The sequence below is a fragment of the Mucilaginibacter sp. NFR10 genome (genome assembly GCF_900100445.1).
GTDB classification, from domain to species: domain Bacteria; phylum Bacteroidota; class Bacteroidia; order Sphingobacteriales; family Sphingobacteriaceae; genus Mucilaginibacter; species Mucilaginibacter rubeus.
Window position 1 is genome coordinate 341,016 of record NZ_FMTV01000004.1, and the last position, 17,181, is coordinate 358,196.

18 protein-coding genes are annotated in these 17,181 nt (G+C 43.2%); 8 read left to right on the top strand and 10 right to left on the bottom strand.

Features of this window, described 5'->3' with window-relative positions; all coding sequences use genetic code 11:
• Positions 1–132 precede the first annotated feature (132 nt).
• From BLP33_RS15925 to BLP33_RS15935, 3 genes are all read right to left on the bottom strand, one after another.
• On the bottom strand, positions 133–600 hold the full coding sequence (locus BLP33_RS15925; RefSeq protein WP_090530552.1) for a phosphatidylglycerophosphatase A family protein: 468 nt from the start codon (positions 598–600) through the stop codon (positions 133–135).
• 184 nt (positions 601–784) lie between these two features.
• Positions 785–1,606: a TerC family protein gene (locus BLP33_RS15930; RefSeq protein ID WP_090530554.1), complete on the bottom strand. Its 822-nt coding sequence runs from the start codon at positions 1,604–1,606 to the stop codon at positions 785–787.
• Between the two features lie 3 nt (positions 1,607–1,609).
• Positions 1,610–2,572 carry a hypothetical protein gene (locus tag BLP33_RS15935; protein WP_090530557.1) on the bottom strand — a complete coding sequence of 321 codons (963 nt, stop codon included), beginning with the start codon at positions 2,570–2,572 and terminating at the stop codon, positions 1,610–1,612.
• Between the two features lie 554 nt (positions 2,573–3,126).
• Between BLP33_RS15935 and BLP33_RS15940 the strand changes: the two genes are divergently transcribed.
• The 3 genes from BLP33_RS15940 (at position 3,127) to BLP33_RS27180 (ending at position 4,734) form a co-directional block, all read left to right on the top strand.
• Positions 3,127–3,708 (top strand): RNA polymerase sigma factor, encoded by a 582-nt coding sequence (locus BLP33_RS15940; RefSeq protein ID WP_090530560.1) that lies wholly within the window; start codon positions 3,127–3,129, stop codon positions 3,706–3,708.
• On the top strand, positions 3,705–4,211 hold the full coding sequence (locus BLP33_RS15945; RefSeq protein ID WP_090530565.1) for an anti-sigma factor: 507 nt from the start codon (positions 3,705–3,707) through the stop codon (positions 4,209–4,211). The genes BLP33_RS15940 and BLP33_RS15945 overlap by 4 nt, the downstream gene beginning before the upstream one ends.
• Positions 4,212–4,575: 364 nt before the next feature.
• The gene (locus tag BLP33_RS27180; RefSeq protein ID WP_139160006.1) at positions 4,576–4,734 is read left to right on the top strand and encodes a hypothetical protein; all 159 of its coding nucleotides are present in this window, start codon (positions 4,576–4,578) and stop codon (positions 4,732–4,734) included.
• A 174-nt stretch (positions 4,735–4,908) separates the two neighbouring features.
• Here BLP33_RS27180 and BLP33_RS15950 read toward each other — a convergent pair whose 3' ends face one another.
• The 4 genes from BLP33_RS15950 to BLP33_RS15965 form a co-directional block, all read right to left on the bottom strand.
• Complete coding sequence (locus tag BLP33_RS15950) at positions 4,909–5,805, bottom strand: SDR family oxidoreductase (RefSeq protein WP_090530569.1); 897 nt, start codon at positions 5,803–5,805, stop codon at positions 4,909–4,911.
• A gap of 75 nt (positions 5,806–5,880) precedes the next feature.
• Complete coding sequence (locus tag BLP33_RS15955; RefSeq protein WP_254780164.1) at positions 5,881–6,459, bottom strand: Crp/Fnr family transcriptional regulator; 579 nt, start codon at positions 6,457–6,459, stop codon at positions 5,881–5,883.
• A gap of 140 nt (positions 6,460–6,599) precedes the next feature.
• The gene (locus BLP33_RS15960; RefSeq protein WP_090531330.1) at positions 6,600–7,421 is read right to left on the bottom strand and encodes an alpha/beta fold hydrolase; all 822 of its coding nucleotides are present in this window, start codon (positions 7,419–7,421) and stop codon (positions 6,600–6,602) included.
• Positions 7,422–7,741: 320 nt separating this feature from the next.
• Positions 7,742–8,617, bottom strand: a complete 876-nt coding sequence (locus tag BLP33_RS15965) for a winged helix-turn-helix domain-containing protein (RefSeq protein WP_254780166.1) — start codon at positions 8,615–8,617, stop codon at positions 7,742–7,744.
• Between the two features lie 124 nt (positions 8,618–8,741).
• Between BLP33_RS15965 and BLP33_RS15970 the strand changes: the two genes are divergently transcribed.
• Entirely contained in the window at positions 8,742–9,347 is a 606-nt protein-coding gene (locus tag BLP33_RS15970; protein ID WP_090530576.1) for a YceI family protein, read from the top strand.
• 86 nt (positions 9,348–9,433) lie between these two features.
• Here BLP33_RS15970 and BLP33_RS15975 read toward each other — a convergent pair whose 3' ends face one another.
• The 3 genes from BLP33_RS15975 to BLP33_RS15985 form a co-directional block, all read right to left on the bottom strand.
• Complete coding sequence (locus tag BLP33_RS15975) at positions 9,434–9,934, bottom strand: RICIN domain-containing protein (protein ID WP_090530579.1); 501 nt, start codon at positions 9,932–9,934, stop codon at positions 9,434–9,436.
• 615 nt (positions 9,935–10,549) lie between these two features.
• On the bottom strand, positions 10,550–11,821 hold the full coding sequence (locus BLP33_RS15980; RefSeq protein ID WP_090530582.1) for a DUF1501 domain-containing protein: 1,272 nt from the start codon (positions 11,819–11,821) through the stop codon (positions 10,550–10,552).
• Positions 11,822–11,839: 18 nt separating this feature from the next.
• Complete coding sequence (locus tag BLP33_RS15985) at positions 11,840–13,783, bottom strand: DUF1800 domain-containing protein (protein ID WP_090530587.1); 1,944 nt, start codon at positions 13,781–13,783, stop codon at positions 11,840–11,842.
• 163 nt (positions 13,784–13,946) lie between these two features.
• Between BLP33_RS15985 and BLP33_RS15990 the strand changes: the two genes are divergently transcribed.
• The 4 genes from BLP33_RS15990 to BLP33_RS16005 all read left to right on the top strand — a co-directional run bounded on the left by BLP33_RS15990 (position 13,947) and on the right by BLP33_RS16005 (position 17,145).
• A complete protein-coding gene (locus BLP33_RS15990) occupies positions 13,947–14,315 on the top strand; it encodes a hypothetical protein (RefSeq protein WP_090530590.1) in 369 nt (122 codons plus the stop codon).
• A gap of 143 nt (positions 14,316–14,458) precedes the next feature.
• The gene (locus tag BLP33_RS15995; protein WP_090530593.1) at positions 14,459–14,926 is read left to right on the top strand and encodes a response regulator transcription factor; all 468 of its coding nucleotides are present in this window, start codon (positions 14,459–14,461) and stop codon (positions 14,924–14,926) included.
• Positions 14,927–15,037: 111 nt separating this feature from the next.
• Positions 15,038–15,577, top strand: a complete 540-nt coding sequence (locus tag BLP33_RS16000; RefSeq protein ID WP_090530597.1) for a DUF4199 domain-containing protein — start codon at positions 15,038–15,040, stop codon at positions 15,575–15,577.
• Positions 15,578–16,245: 668 nt separating this feature from the next.
• Positions 16,246–17,145: a LysR substrate-binding domain-containing protein gene (locus BLP33_RS16005; protein ID WP_218117180.1), complete on the top strand. Its 900-nt coding sequence runs from the start codon at positions 16,246–16,248 to the stop codon at positions 17,143–17,145.
• The last annotated feature ends 36 nt before the right edge of the window (positions 17,146–17,181 follow it).

Sequence of the window (17,181 nt, forward strand, 5' to 3'; positions counted from 1 at the left end):
TTTTATTTTGAAAGAATATTTGTGTGATATAAGCCTCAAGGGGAGTTTAACCAAAGTTAGCTATGCCACATATTTGATTTGATAGGTTAATTTAAACCCGGAAGAGGAAACCGAACAAATTCGCTCCTTTCACTAATATGCTCCAAATTTCATCCATACAAAATATCCTATCCAAAGCAGGATGTTGGAGTAAACGCCAGCCAGCACATCATCCATCATTACACCCAAACCACCGCCAAGATCTTCCATTTTGCGTACGCCAAGCGGTTTCACAATATCAAAAAAACGAAACAGTACCAGGCCGGCTAAAAGGAAATATAAGTTAGCGGGGATAAAAAGCATAGCTATCAGCATTCCGGCAACCTCATCAATTACCACACGCGAGCTGTCTTCGCCCCAGTCGGATTCAACCTTATTGCCTACAAATACACCAAGTGCGGTAACAAATATGGTAATAGCCAACAGGTACCAGGGATTTTGCAAAGCCGGACTTTGCCACAGCAGCCAGATAAAGCCACAGGTAACTATAGCGGCGTAAGTACCCCCACCTTTTAAAAAGCCGATGCCGAAAATGGACGCTATTGTTTTATTTAAGAACATTTAATTTATATATCAAGTCATTAATGTTTTCTTCCCTCCCCGGGGAGGCTGCGGCTGGCGGTATTGTGGCAGGGAGGGGTTTATCCGCTTTGCAAAATCATACACAGTTCAGGAAACCCCTCCCTACACCCTCCCAAAGGCGTTTTTTACTGCTGCCTGCTGCTAACTGCCACTGCCAACTGAACTACTGTTTATCCAGCACATCCTCCGCTGCCTCAGCTACTTTTGGTTCAGTGGTGTGCCTTTTAGGGAAGTTGAACAGCAGTGACGTTAATACCGGGATAATAAATAGGGCCACAGTAAACACCGAAGTGAAAATATCAGCGCTTTCTCCTTCCATCAATTTTGAAAATCCCGCTTCAGGATAAAGGTGGACAAATAACGATGAGGCCAGTTTAATCCCCAGTACGCCAATCACGATAAAAGCTACAGTTTCCAGGAAAGTGAATTTTTCCATCAGCCTTACAAAAGCCTGGGCAACAAATCGCATAGCCAGGATCCCGATAAACACGCCAATATAAATTAACATCTTATGGTCGGTAAAAGCAACAGCCGCAAAAACGTTATCAATAGAGAAGGCAAGGTCCATTAGCTCCACTAAAGCTATGGTTGCCCACAAATTACCTATCAAACCAACGGTTGAGCGGTAAAGCCAGTTTTTGTTTTTATCAACCGTTTCCTCTTCAGCATCGCCATCGGCCTTTTTCAGTTTGCCTTTAAAATAATTGAAGCTCAGGTATATCAAATAAAGGCCTCCAAGTGGTTTCAGCCACCAAACAGATACCAGCCATGCCGCTAAAAACAAACAAACACCCCGTAAAACATATGCACCTATAATACCATAACGTAGTGCTTTTTTACGCTGATGCGGGGGCAGGTCAAGTACCATGGTAGCCAGTACGGCGGCATTATCAACGGAGAGGAGGCTCTCAATAACAATCAGGTTTAGGACAATCAATAGGCCGGCCTTAAGGTCGGGGCCAAGCAGGTAATGTAAAAACTCCATAAATTATATAATATCGGTATTAAGCATTGCTTTTAAAATATTGGCCTGCACGTCCACATCGCTCAGGCTTTGTAAAAAGTTGATGTCGGCTATTTTTTTGTAGTTTTCGGCTAACAGGCTTTTTATTTCGGGCGGCATGTAAGCTTTCATGGTAACTACATCGCTTTGCAGCTTATCAATTTTGTCCTGCAGCTCATGCATCAGTTTTTCCCTTTTTGACAGATTGTTATTATGCTCGATGCCCGAAAGCTTTGTAACATCGCAAAATAGGAATAAATTATTGGCAGGCGAAAATAAAAAGTGCCTGTCTTCATCCATAAATTTATACACTTCCAGTATCAGGTTACCGGCTTTTAACCCACAGTAAAACTCTGTACGGAACTCGCGTTTTAACAATACTCCCATCAGCTTACGCTGAATAGTAGCGTAGTTATTATGATAGGTATCATTATAGTTATGTTGCACAAGTTCATTATACAGCTCGGGAGTTATGTTATAAAAAAAATCGGAACCATAGCGCAGGCTGAAGGCATTGATATTTTTGGAGAAAGGATAATCGGTTGAGTTATCTGAAAGTACCTGGTAAAGCTTCCGCAACGAAAGGTTTACTTTCAGCGCCTGCCTTTGCCTGTCAATCTTAAAATCCTGCTCGGTGAGCACATTGTCGTCCATCTTATCAATCATCTCCCGGGTAAGCTGGATCTCGTCGAGCACAAGGCTTACATTGTTCTCATTGTTCTTCTTGATCTTGCGGAGCAGGTCGACCAGACTGGTGGTAAATTGCACATGAAAAAGTTCCAGCTTGTTGATATCGATTTCGGGATTGGTTTCAAAAAGCTTGTGGATAACCTGTGTGCGCAGATAGATCTTGTAAATGAGCTCGTCTTCAAAAAATACCGACAGCAGTTGAAGCTTGCTGAGCATCCTGTTTGAGCTATTTAAAATATTTAGCCTGTTTTCATCCATCAACGTACAATATCCCTTTTATAAATGTAAAAATACAAAATTATGAGATTGAATGTTGGGGCGTATGTTACGAATAAAGGGAGCATATTGGGATTATTGAGTTTAAACAACAGAATCTAAATTGAACCCCAATTTGCGTTAGGGATTGAAGCGGATACAGGCCTGGAGCGTAATGCCTGCAGGCGTATGAGCGTAAAGCCCGGCCGCAGGCAACGCTATGATTGATTTCGGAGTTGGGGTTTTCGAATTCGGATTTCTTTTAATATCATACCTGAGCTAAATGAACTAAGGATTTTTTATTGGTTTAGCATTCGATCAATTATCAAATTCTGTAAATTCTGATTCAGACAATGGCGTTGCCTACGGCCCGGGCTTTTCGTTGCAAGTCCTCACCTTTCCTACCCGCAATCCTAATACGCGCTGCGGGCTTTCCACTGCAATCCCTAACGTGCCACACACACAATCCCTGATACCAATCTATTCCCATCAAAATAAATTATATTTACATAAAGGTGTAACCTGATCTGTAAAAGTGTGGTCACAGGGGTTATATAATGCAGAGCAAGCTTTCAGATATCGAACTTATTGAGCAAACCCTGGCTGGTAACCAGTTCGCGTACGCTGATTTGGTTAAGCGGCACCAGCGTTTTGTTTTTACGCTGGCCCTGCGTTTTGCAAAGGGCCGGGAAGATGCTGAAGAGATTGCGCAGGATTGTTTTGTGAAAGCGTACCGCTCGCTGGCTTCGTTCCAGGGGCAGTCAAAATTCAGTACCTGGCTGTATAGTATAGTTTATACTACAGCCATGACATTTTTAAGAAAGAAACGGGTGGATACTGATTCGATTGATGATGAGAGTACGTTTGTGCAGGTTGAGAACCATGAATCGGCATATGATACCAACAACGCAGAAAACAAATCGCGGTCATATTACCTGAACCAGGCAATTGAGCAATTACTGCCCGATGATATCACTATTATTACCCTTTTTTATAAGGGGGAGCAATCGTTAGAAGAAATTGCCCAAACAATGGGTATTGAAACAAATACCGTTAAAGTTAAACTATTTAGGGCACGCCAGCGTTTGAAAGAGAAGCTGGAGCGCAATTTAAAACACGAGGTGAAAGAACTGATATGAACACCATCGAAGAAAAACTTTGGAACTATATTGATGGTACCTGCACACCGGCTGAGCAGGAAGCCATTTCCCGGCTTATTGAGGAAGACGAGTTGTACAAACAAAAGTACACAGAGCTGCTTGTGCTAAACCAGGAGTTTGCCGGCCTGGAACTTGATGAACCATCAATGGCCTTTACCTATAATGTAATGGAGGCTATCAGGGCAGATCAGGCACTGGCACCTCTAAAATCAACTATAAATAAAAAGATTATACTGAGTATTGCGGCCTTTTTTGTGCTAAGCATATTGGCCCTGCTGGCAATCACCCTTTCAAATGTCCAAATTTCAGGAAATCCGTTCAGTGTTGTAAACATTAAACTACCTGCAGATTTAAAATTGCCTGCAGCCAACGCCATTTTCAATAGCGCTTTCATGAAAAGTTTTTTCGTGTTTGATGTAATTTTGGCGCTATTTTTAACTGACAGTTATCTGCGTAGAAAAAAAGCTGCAAAAGAGGCATAAAGTGTTCACTTTTCTGTATGCCAATAAAAATCACGGTGTCTTTTTGACACTTAGTTACACACTTTTTGTAAAGTAAATTCCCTTTTAACCTATTGTTAATGTATCAACAAGGATACATTAACAAAAAATTTAAAAAGTTTCGGGTTTTGGCACAGTGATTGTAATAACAACAGCGAACTGGTAAACTTACCGGTTTAATTGTGATAAGGTTTAGGTTGAAAGTCTCCCGACGCAAGGTTGGGAGGCTTTTATTTTTTAAAGGCGATCCTTCCCTTAAACCAATAACAAATTCCATTTAAAATTTCCCCGAATAGGAATACCGGGTTGTAAAAATTGATTTGAGCGCCATCGGGTATATGAAAACATGGAAAATTATATCCGGACCCATTCAACCAATGACAAGCCCATACTTACGCTAATGCCATTAAAAGAGGTATTGAAAAAGCTGCCTTCTGCAAAATTTCAGCTCATTCACCACAGGTATATTGTTCTGGTAGGTAAAAAAATCCTTCCAAAATCGTAAAGTGCAATTAGCAGGTATTGAATTGTCGGTGAGCGGTGCTTACTATGAAGTTATCCTTGGTTTGGTTACCTAAGCTTGTTTTTTACTCATCACCCAATAACCGAAGAACAGAAGCCATCGCAAAAGTATACGACGGCTTTTGTTCTTTGAGTAAACTTAAAGTTTTGGTCAATGTTATTGCTGGAAATAACCGGCAGCTCCCATATCAGCAATTAACCCGACAGCTTTAGGCTGCCAATTTAGGGCAGCGCGTGTTTTTTCGCTGGATGAGGGACACCCCAATGAGGCAAAGTGCAAAAACCAGCCAAAATGTGCCGCCGCTTCATCACCTGTTTTGCTCAGTACAGGCAAATGCAGACCCTGACCAATTGCTTCGGCAATTTCGCGAAATTCGATACCTTCTTCAGCTACGGCGTGAAACACACGAAGCTCAGGTTGCTTTTCTATAATCAGGCGATATAGAACTGCGGCGTCTGAACGGTGAACGGCAGGCCAGCGATTGCTCCCTTCAGCTATATAGACCGATTCTCCTTTTTCCCGGGCCATATTAATGATCATCGGTACAAAACCATGGTCGCCCTCACCATGCACACTCGGCGACAGGCGCACCGTATAAACTTTTACACCTTTTGCCGCGGCAGCCGTGGCGGCCTCTTCTGAAGCTACGCGCGGAATAACATCTGATCCTGCAGGCGGCACGTCATCTTCGGTAACCAGCCGGCCATAATTCAAAAGCCCTACTCCGGAGGTAATAACTAAGGGTTTGTTTGTTCCGGCCAATGCATCGCCCAGGGATTCAATTACCTTCCTGTCGGCTTCACAATTGGCCTTAAACTGTGAAAAATCATGATTAAAGGCCGTATGGATTACAGCATCGCACGCGGCGGCGCCTTGCTGAATAAATTTCAGGTCGTTGATATCCCCACGGTATACTTCGGCACCGGTTGATGCCAATTGTTCAGCGCCTTTATCTGAACGGACAAGGCCAAGTACCTCATGGCCTGCCCCTAAAAGTTCTTTTACTATTGCTGAGCCTACAAATCCTGAGGCCCCGGTTACAAATACACGCATAAGTCAATGATTTTATTTGATCCAAAATTCTCCAATAAAATCCTGCTAAAGATGGTCAGCTGACCATAATTTAAATTAGCGCTGAAGCTGCGCGTGACGGATACGGGTAAGGGTTTTTATGGAGATGCCCAAATAAGCGGCAATCATACGCAGGGGCAAACGAGCCCGGTAGTCCGGGAAGGTTTGGATAAAATCTTCATACTTTTCTTCGGGCGTTGCACTTAATGAAATCAGCATCCGCCTCCGGCTGTAATGAATATTACGGGCAATAAGGCCCTCGGCAAATTTTTTTAGTTGCGGCACCTCCGCCAGCAACATATCGAAATCTTTTTTTTGCCAGCAGAGTATCGTGCTGGGTTCTACTGCTCCTATGCTTACTTGCGAGGGTATCTGCCGGTCATAACTTTCAACATCAAGCGTCCAGCTGTTTTCCGGCGCAAATTGCAGAATATGCTGATTGCCCCCGGCAGAAATATTGAAGGTGTACAGCAGCCCGCTTACAACAAATACCTTGTGCCGGCAAATTTCGCCTGCGCTAAAAAGGAGCTCATTACGGCGCAATTTTCTTGCTACTGCCAGATCACTGATCTTGCGGACCGCCTCCTCAGCCAGGTCGCTCCTTCGCAGATATGTTTCAAATTCCGGATGCATCATCCAAAAATAATAAACATTTCAACAGCAAGTTTTCAGATGTATATAAAATGAGATTCGGATAGATCATTGGTATGTCAATACAAACAAAAAGGCCGTCTCAAAAGAGGCGACCTTATGCAATACAGTAATTGATGAAAAAATTATTCTTTAATAAAAGCTAAAAGATCTTTGTTGATGGTTGCAGCCTCGGTAGTAGGCATACCATGCGGGAAACCCGGATAGGAGATCAATTTGCCGTTTTTCAGGTGTTTGATAGACTTTAGTGCCGAGTTTGCAAACGGAACGATCTGGTCATCTTCCCCGTGTAAAATAAGTACGGGAATATCTACACTTTTAAGATCTTCTGTGAAATCTGTTTCCGAAAAAGCTTTAACACAGTCGTAATGTGCTTTTATACCGCCCATCATACCCTGGCGCCACCAGTTGTCCCTGATACCCTGTGAAACTTTAGCGCCTTCGCGATTGTAGCCGTAAAACGGAATAGTCAGGTCTTGATAAAATTGGTTCCTTTGGGTTGCAGTATTTTCGCGGATCTCGTCAAATACTGCAATCGGAACACCATCAGGATTGCTTTCGCTTTGAACCATAACCGGAGGAACCGCGCTGATCAGCACAGCTTTGGCGATACGTCCTTTTCCATATTTCGCAGCGTAGTGGATAACCTCTCCGCCACCTGTAGAGTGACCAATGTGGATTGCACCTTTCAGGTCAAGCGCCTCAACAAGCTCGGCAACGTCAGCTGCGTAGGTATCCATTTCATTACCTGTGGCGGTTTGGCTTGAACGTCCATGGCCGCGGCGGTCATGGGCTATCACCCTATAACCTTGTTCAAGGAAAAAGAACATCTGGGCATCCCAGTCGTCGGCAGATAGAGGCCAGCCGTGATGGAAAACTAATGGTTGCCCGGTTCCCCAGTCCTTGTAATAAATTTCGGTTCCGTCTTTTACTGTAATTTTACTCATTTTGTTTTTCAATTATGGTGATTAATAAAGCGCTGAAGATGCAGGGCGTTTTTAGCAAATGTAACACCTTTAGGTTTTACTTTGGATGTTTATTATATCCACAAGTAAAGCTGGCCGGCGCCCAAAAGTAGTGAATAAAGGGAGGGCCTTTCAAAACCGTATCGAAATTTACCTGGATGCGATAAATCGGCTGTTTTTTTTGACGGAAAGTTTGATGATGTTTATCGTCGCCACAAATCATTTATAAAAAACACGTTATTGCATTTAGACAGTAACTTATCTTTACATATATGCAGTGAAGCTTGTAGTTACAAAAGTAATTACTCGTTGATTTCCAGCTTATATCCCTTGCCGTGTATATTCACCAGTTTAATAGCAGGATCATGCTCCATTTTTTTTCGCAGTTTTGATATGAACATGTCAAGGCTCCGGCCAACAATTACGCCCTCATCTTCCCAAATCTCTTTTTGAAGCCTGCTCCTTTCAATGATCTCATTTGGCGACCGGGCAAAGATGAGCAGCAGTTTATTTTCTTTTAAGGTAAGTTCGGTAATTATTCCGTCACTTTGCAGCTGCCGCCTGGCCGGGATAAATATAATATTACCTATTTTAAAACCATTATCCGGGGCAGGGCTGTTTACAACTGTATTTTTCCGGCCTTTACCCGACATTGAAATTACAAGTCCGATAAATGCCAATAAAGGTATCCCGCCAATTAGATAGCCTTTTGAGGGCATACTCAATCCCTGGCTTTTAAATTTGAGGTTGATCACGTAACAGCTTTTAGGCTGTTTTCGCCCGGAGCAGGGCATTATGTTATCTTTTTTATTTTTGAATATAGCATAGCCAAATATCACATCCTTCCCCGTACAATTCAAAACGCTCACAATATAGTCGTTAGCCAGGTTGTCTTTTGCCAGCGCGCTGCTGATTGCTTTTTCGAGCGAATCGGGCTGAAAAGAAAATTCATTCTCAAACCGTAACTCGTACTCATTTTCAGCAATCTTTTGCACCGGCATCACCCGAGATGTACTATCACCCGAATATAATAGCACCTCATGCCCAATTTTCCGGAGCATAATTTCCTGCCGAGCCATATCAAAGTCATCCTTACCGGTAAAGCTGAAAGCAACACATAAAAGGGTCATGAGCAGCAGGGAACCAAGCCCCAGCAAGCGTTTGGTTGTCTTATTCATTGGTAGTTTGGAACCGCCCATATTCCTGGAGATTTAATTTACAAAGTTTACAATTTTATTTACAATATCGGCAATAACAAACGAACTGAAACTGAATAGGTTTGCCAAATAAATCACTTATGCTATGTTAAGAAAACACGCGATTATCCTGTTGCTGTCCATGGCCCTGCTCCCGGCCTCTGCACAGCAAACCTACCATTTAGATATTAAAAAAAGTAAAGTTTTATGGGATACCCGCAAAACTATGGGCGGCCATTACGGCTATCTGCTTTTTAAATCGGGCAGCCTGGAGTATACGGCTGGCGGTGAACCAAAAAACGGCACCTTTAGCCTGAATATGAATACCATGCACAGTACCGATCATGCCGATGCGGCCGGGAATAAAAAGGTAGATGAAGAATTGAAAAAAGAAGGCTTTTTTGCGGTAGACCGGTACCCGGAAGCAACCATGGTTGTTAAAGAAATTACGCGCGTTGGCCAGTCAATCAACTTTAAAGTGACCGGCATCCTTACCATAAAAGGGATCAGCAACCCCATTGAATTTATGGCAACTATCATTAAAAAGAACGATATCATCAGCGCTAAGACAAATACCACAATTGACCGCATCAAGTGGAAAATCGATATGCAGCCCAGGCGGGAAGCATGGGATTTCTTTTCGGCCTTAAAAAACACAGTTGTTACCGACGAGATAGCAGTTTCGTTGAATCTTATATTTACGGCCGATTAACGCCCTTTGTAGCCGGGTACAGTTGCAGAATCCTATTTCAGGCCTTGTTGTAATTACCGGTCAGCACAGCATCTTCAGATAGTGAATCACATGGTAGGCGATTGTTCGTAAATATTCCAATACTGATCTTTTGTGTTCGTCTTTTTAGCTAAAACTATCTTTGAGTTAACTGCGCCCTTTTTATCAGATGGCGTAATGTATAAGTCTGTCCCTTTCAATTTGATCATGAAAGTATCATGACCTATCGCCTCAAACTCATATTGCTGATTGGCGCTGTTCGTGTTAAGCGATTGTTCCTCTAAAGCTACGTTTACATCAGCATCGCCCTTAGGCTGGAATGTTTTATTGGTAAGCAAATTCTGAAGCTGATAGGTATTCCCTGCAACATGTTTAAAACTCCAGGTCATGCATTTCCAGTTTTCGGGATAGTAAGCAACCAGCGGGGTACCATTTTCTGAATGTGCGTCTTTAACCCGTAACAGCATCCCGGTTTGCTCATTTTTTATAGCATAGCTCCCCTTAATTTGTTGGGCCGAAACCGCGAGGCCGGGTAACAGGAAGCATAATAGCCAGGCAAATTTTTTCATGGGTGTATCGATTTAAACAAATTTAGATACAAACTATAAACAGCTGTTATCAAAATCGATTCAGTTTTTAGTCGATATGTATCAAAGCGGTTGAGGTGTTGCATACGAATCGATTGTAACAAACGTGGTGTCCCAAAATTTTAATTCCCCATAAAAAATTAAAAAATTACCAGGCCCCTTTTTTCAGAAACAACATCATGTTCCAAATTTTAAGAGTGAAACACGAAACACATCAAAACACTATTATCACTGATAATCAATGCTTTAATGTTTTTAGTGAAACATGGTCAAATAATTAACAATCAATGATTAAAACTTTAGAGAATATAAATTTAATGTTTCAACAGTGCTTTTTCGAAGGCTTTTATGCTACTGATTTTTTGATATTTTTTGAGCAAAAATAAACCTAAAATGTTTTGGGGAAAAAGTACTGACAAAACAGCGCCACCTTTTTTAATGGCTAAAAGTTGTTGCTTTCGCAAGCAAAATGCTTTGCCCGATTTTGGGCCGATTTACGTTATCGCACAACTTGGGCCAGTGAATGAGCTGAAGTTGGAAACTTCGGGGATATCCAATCACGGGTGACGCTATCGCTAAAACCGCGGCAGTATGCCTTTATCCCTTCATTACATTCACCCTATCCCCTTTCCAGTCGGGAAACAGTATATGATCATTATTTATCGCAAGATGCTTATCAGCTACCGAGCTAAACACGCTCCTGAAATCGGTAGTCACCGCAAGGTCGCGGCCATCTTCAAGGTTTTCAACGGCGAGCGGCTTTACATCGCCATACACTAAACCGCCGCTTACATCATTACCTAAAATAAAGTTACATGAAGCGCGGCCATGATCGGTACCACCAGTCCCGTTTTGATGCACGGTACGGCCAAACTCGGTCATGGTCATTATAGTAACATCGTCCTGGTAGGTGCCCAGGTCGGTCCACAGGGCCATTATGCTGTTGCTTAGGTCGGCAACATTACGGGCGAAGATGCCGTTTTCGGTTCCCTGGTTAAAGTGGGTATCCCAACCGTTTGATTCGGCAAAGGCAACTTCCAGTCCTACATCCATTTTAATGAGCTGGGCTATTTGTTTCAGCGAATTGCCCAATGCCGAGCTGGGGTAAACAGCGCCATTGGCAGGTGTATAATTTTTAACATCGGTTTTCTGCAGCATTTTCATAGCCTCAAAACTTTCCTTTCCGGTTTGCTTCAGTAAGCCCGATGCGGTTTGATCATACAGATCTTCAAAACTTTTGGCCGCGATATTTGCTCCGGCAGGGTTGCCACGCATTTGAATGGCAAAATCCTGCAAATTGCTGATGGCTACCGAGGGGTTGTCGCCATAAAAAGAACGTGGCATGGCCGATGTCATACTCACGGCCGTAAATGGTGTAAGCGCATCATGCCCAAGCAAACCCACAGCCCGGTTAAGCCATCCGCTTGAGGTGCCTTTATTGAATGGAGTGCCCGATTCCATATAATCCTGCGCATCAAAATGCGAACGGGTATTATTAGGCGAACCGATGCCATGAACAATACCCAAACGTTTTTCGCGAAATATGGGTTCAAAGGCCTTCATGGCAGGGTGCAAACCAAAACGCCCGTCCAGGTCTATCAGCGGATTACCTGTACCACTTTTGGCAGCCGACATGAACAGGTTTGGCCGGGCAGCTTTCAAATAATCGTCGGTAAAGGGGGTAACAGCCATCAGGCCATCCATAGCTCCCCGCTGAAAGATACATACCAGCGTTTTTTTCTTTTTATAGGGCGATAAGATTTTTTCGCTCGCGGCTGCCTCGGCTAAAAAACCGGGTATGCCGCCGAGTAACCCTACACCTAAAAGGGCCAGTCCGCCCGATTTTAAAAAGCCTCTTCTTGATACCATTTTTAAATCCTCCTGCAATTAACGCCTTTGATATTCGGGTGAACCAATGATAACGCCAACCACCTGCGCCAGCATAGAATTATTGCCGGAGGTGCTTTGCATCGCTATAAAATTATTTTTCCGTTTGCCTTTTAAACCCGCCTGCTGATCCATCATTTCATCATTGGCAGCTACTGGTACCGCGGTTGCTGCAGGAGTTTTAGCGCTGGCTTCGCCAACCTTTTCCATAAGTTTGGGATCGTTAAGCATGGGGGTAAGCCGTTTGATGGTTTCATCAAGCTTACGGCCCGGCATAATGATCTTGCTATAAGTGATGAGTGCGGCCTGTGCGCTTTCGGGCTCGTGATGGTTATTGAGCGCAACAAGGTCAACCTTTACGCCGGGGATCCGGCCCGATGCCAGCGCCAAACCAAAGTTCATGCGGTTAAGCAGCGCGCCGGTATTGATCCAGTATTGGCCTTTATCGGGGAAGCCGGTCGGGGCCTGGTAATAGTACATTTTTTCGCCCATTTTATTGATCCAGTTAAACAACTGGTAAGGCTGGGTAATATCGGCATGCAATGAACGTACCGAGCCTATGGCCAGTTCAAAAGGCGATTTTGTTTTTTCCCTTACGGCTGCGGCGCTCCAAAATTCAGGCGCATTAACCATGGTGATTAGTACCTGTTTAATATCACCATCCTTATTCATAAAGGTACGGGCCATTTTATCAATAAGGCTTTGCGGCGGGTTATCGCTCACAAAGCGCACAGCTATTTTCTTTGCTATAAACCTTGCCGTAGCTTGTTGATGTGCCAGCATATTAAGCAGTTGCACGCCCTCCTCGTACCCGCCTCCGGCTGCAAAATGATGGCCTAATACCGTCTTTTCGCCGCTATCATGTTTGTTAGGGTTAAACAGAAAATCGCCCTCATGTACAAAACCACGGCTTTGCAGTTTTTCATCCCCAATACGGTTCATGAGTTTTTGGCCTGCCTGCCCGTAAGTGCCCATTGGATAAACCGACCAGCCGGTAAGTACTTTAGCAGCCTGGGTAACATCCTGCTGGGTATAGCCGCCGTCAACGCCAAGGGTATGCAGTTCCATTACCTCGCGGGCGTAATTTTCATTAAGCCCCTGTGCTTTTTTTGTTTTGTTTATTTTGGGCATATTGGCAAACCGACCTGTATCCGCACCCTGCATTTGCTGCATCAGCCGGCGGCGGATCGGCTTGTTACCTTGCTCCATATTGTCCTTATTCCCCGAGCTGCTAAAATTATCCAGGTAATATAGCATGGCCGGCGATTTGGCAGTGGCCAATAACAAATCATTAAATTTGCCTAACGCGTTCGGACGGATCACATCGCGCTCATAAGCGGGGATATATTGCGAACAGTCGTTTTTTACTATAGATACATTGAAATGATTGAACCAGAAACTGGTCATTACTTCCTGTAATTGATTATTGCTGTAAGCAGCTCTTAATATTTTTTGGTTGATGAATTGGCGTAACAGCTCCTGCTCGGGCTTTAATCCGTTTTGCTGCATGTAGTTTTGCAGCTGATCGCGATAAGCTTTGCGATCTGTTTTTACCGAATCTTTGTCAACTACCCCATCCCTTACAGCCATTCGCAAAACCTGCGCGCCTTTGGGGTATTGGGCAACAACTTCTGTATTGCTCAGTTTTAAGGCATCATATTTATTTAACAATTGATTAAGGGAATCATCCGGCAGTTGGGCATCCAACTGTTGGGCAAACCACTTTTCGGGGCCGATTTTGGATACTTCTTCTACTTCGCCCGGGGTTGCCCCATAAGTAAAACGGCTCAGTAAATGAGCCGCGGCCTGTTCGGGCGTTAAACCCGCCTGCTTATAGGGAAATTTTAAACTTGCATTAGGATAGCCCGGCAAAAAGGCAGTAAATACGGTAAACAAACACAACAACATAACAAAGCCACACCAGTACTTAACAGCCTTTTTCATAGTATCCGGGTTATTAAATTAAAAATTTAACTTTTGCATTAGTATGACCATGAAAAAGCCCTTTGGTTTAATTTAATTGTCAAAGAAACTTATATGCATGTCTATTTAAACTAAAACTCATCTATATTGTCAATAAATTAATTATCTGCAAAAAACAAAAAATATGAAAAAACTATTGATGCTACTGGCCCTTGCCTGCGGACTAAATTTCGCAGCCAATGCACAACAAAAGGTTGAAAAAACGCCTGCTCAAAAAGCGGCCAACAAAACCGAACACCTGCAAAAAAACTTAAAACTTACTGCCGACCAGGCTAAAAAAGTGAACGTTATCCTGCTTGCCCAGGCAACAAGTATCGATAGCCTGAAAAAATTGAAACAGGATAAAAAAACCAGTCACCTAGCCGATCAAAAGATTAAACAACGCACCGCCACCGGCTTAAACAAGATTTTCACCCCCGAACAACAAAAAGCCTATGCAAAATTAAAAGCTGATAAAAAAGCCAGGAAAGACGCGGCTAAAGCTGATGAATAAAAGGAACCAGGACTTTCAGAATTAAGGTATTAACTTGACAAATTATAAATTTAAGAGCGGGATGTTTTCCGCTTTTTTTGTTTGCGTGTCTTTCTGCTTTATCTTAAATAATCCTAATTTTAAGATAAATCGGTGCTCATAACATGGCTTCAAATTTATTGGCAAAAAACAAACATACCATACTGTACGCGGTAGCACTCGCTCTGCTGTTGTTGTTGCTGAAATGGCTTGAGCTTAAACTGATCATTGTTGATAATGCTTATGAAATTTACATGGGTGCCATAGCAGTATTTTTTACCGTATTAGGAATTTGGCTGGCACTTAAACTTACCAAACCCAAAACAGTTGTTGTAGAAAAACAGGTTTATGTAAATAACGGACCTGAATTTATCATTAACCAGACAGAGGTGGAAAAGCTTGGCCTCAGCAAACGCGAGCTTGATGTTTTGCAATTAATGGCCGAAGGGTTAAGTAACCAGGAAATTTCAGAGCGCTTATTTGTATCGTTGAATACCATCAAAACACATTCGGCAAAGGTGTTTGAAAAAATGGAGGTTAAACGCCGCACTCAGGCCGTGGAAATGGGGAAGCGACTCAGCATTATTCCTTAACCCGCTTCATACTTTAGTGCTAATGACAGCATATTTTTCAAAATCACCCTAAAGTATGAGCCCTAAAAGTTTCTGACAAGTCAAATTTGTTCTATCAAAACATAAAACGATATGAAAAAGAATGTACTTGTTTTTGGATCAATCTCCGGCCTCATCATTGCTGCTACCGGGGGGATTTCGGGAGCCCTTTGCTATAACAACCCCAACTTTCAGGGCAACATGTGGGTGGGCTATGGCTCCATGTTGCTGGCGTTTTCGCTGATATTTGTAGCCATCAAAAATTACCGTGACAAATACAACGAAGGCATAATTAGTTTCGGCAAAGCTTTTATGATCGGCCTTTACATTGTGTTGATCACATCAACAGTTTATGTGATTGTGTGGTTAATAGAGTTCTATAACTTTTACCCCGATTTTATGACCAAATACGTCGCCCATGTTTTAAGGGAAGCCAAAGCCCATGGTGCTACGGCTGCCGAACTTAAGCAACAGGAAGCAAGCATGGCTGGTTATGTTAATATGTACAAAAGCCCCTTCGGCGTAATCGTGCTTACTTACATGGAGATACTGCCCGTTGGCCTGGTGATTGCGCTGATAGCAGCTTTGATCCTGAAACGCAAGGATGCCAGCCCGCAATTGGCTACAAGTTAAATAAGCACATCGGTGTAACTTTATTTCGTCCGCGAGTAGGTAAAATCCGGAGGCCTCCGAAGGTGAAATGACAATAGGTGTGGAGGGTTTGTCATGCTGAGTGTTTAAATCCGGGGCCTCTGAAGGTGAAATGACAAAAGAGGGCCTGTCAGTCTGAGCCTGTCGAAGACTCGTGCGGAGAGGCCTGCCAGCCATACTTCGACGGGCTCAGTATGACACCCATTTTTTAAGTTGTCATGGGTAGCCTGTCGAAGGACGCGCGCAGAGGCCCACCCCGCTATGCTTCGACAGGCTCAGCATGACCCCATTTTTTAATTATGTCATTAAGCAGCCTGGCAATCGCACGGAGGCATAGCCGCCCTGTATAGTATGTGGTCGCCCCACTTGCGTAATGGCATAATTGTAAATCATTGATTACTAAGTGTGTTTTTCGACCTGTTTTATAGGCTTGGGCGTTGCCTGCAGCCCGGGCTTTCCGTTACAAGTCCTCGCTTTTCCTTCACACAATCCCAACCCGCGCTGTGGGCTTTTCACTGCAATCCCTAACGCTGCCCTTGCACAACATCCTTAAAATAAATTCCTTATGTCATAACTATTTTTTTTCAGGTTGCCTTGATGCTTACTCACAATGCCATACCGGATAAACTATTTATTCCTAAATTGGCCCAATGATATTTGATTTCAGGCTGAAGGTTTTTTATACGGTTGCACAACGGTTAAGCTTTACCAAAGCTGCATCCGAGTTATTTATTACCCAGCCCGCGGTCACTAAGCATATCAAGGAACTGGAGCAGCAGCTCAGTGTACAGCTGTTTAAGCGAAACGGCAATAATATTTCCCTTACCACCGCCGGCAAGATCCTTGAAAAATATGCCGAAAAGATTTTCCAAACCTATACCGACCTGGAAACTGAACTGGCACAGCTTAACAACCTGGAAGCCGGTACACTGCACATAGGGGCCAGTACCACCGTGGCGCAAACTATTTTGCCCAAACTGTTGGCTATGTTTAAAAAAACATATCCCAAGGTTACTTTCAATTTTATCCAGGCCAATACCGATCAGATCTCGCAGCTGGTACTGGCCGAAAAAATAGATATTGCCATTGTAGAAGGGGCTGCCCATTCGCCGCAATTATCCTATACCGATTTTATTAAAGATGAAATTGTACTGGTAACCAGTGCTAACAATAAGTTATCCAAAAAGACCGAGATCACACCCAAACAATTGCCTGCCATTCCCTTGGTTTTAAGGGAAGCCGGATCGGGCACCCTGGATGTTATCTTCAATGCCCTGGCCGCCGTGCAGATCAACCCTAAAGACCTGAACATCGAGATTCAACTGGAGAGCAGTATCGCCATAAAACAATACCTTTTATACTCAGAAACAGCGACATTTCTCTCCATTCAATCGGTAGTAAGCGAGTTAAAGTACAACGAGCTCACCATTATTGATGTTAAAGGATTAGAGATTTTCCGCACTTTTCAGTTCATTCAATTGCATGGCAAACACAGTAAATTGATTGAGCTTTTCAAACGTTTTTGCCTTGCTAATTATAACTTAAAGTAATCGCATATTACTTTATATCATTTGATTGCCAGTTAG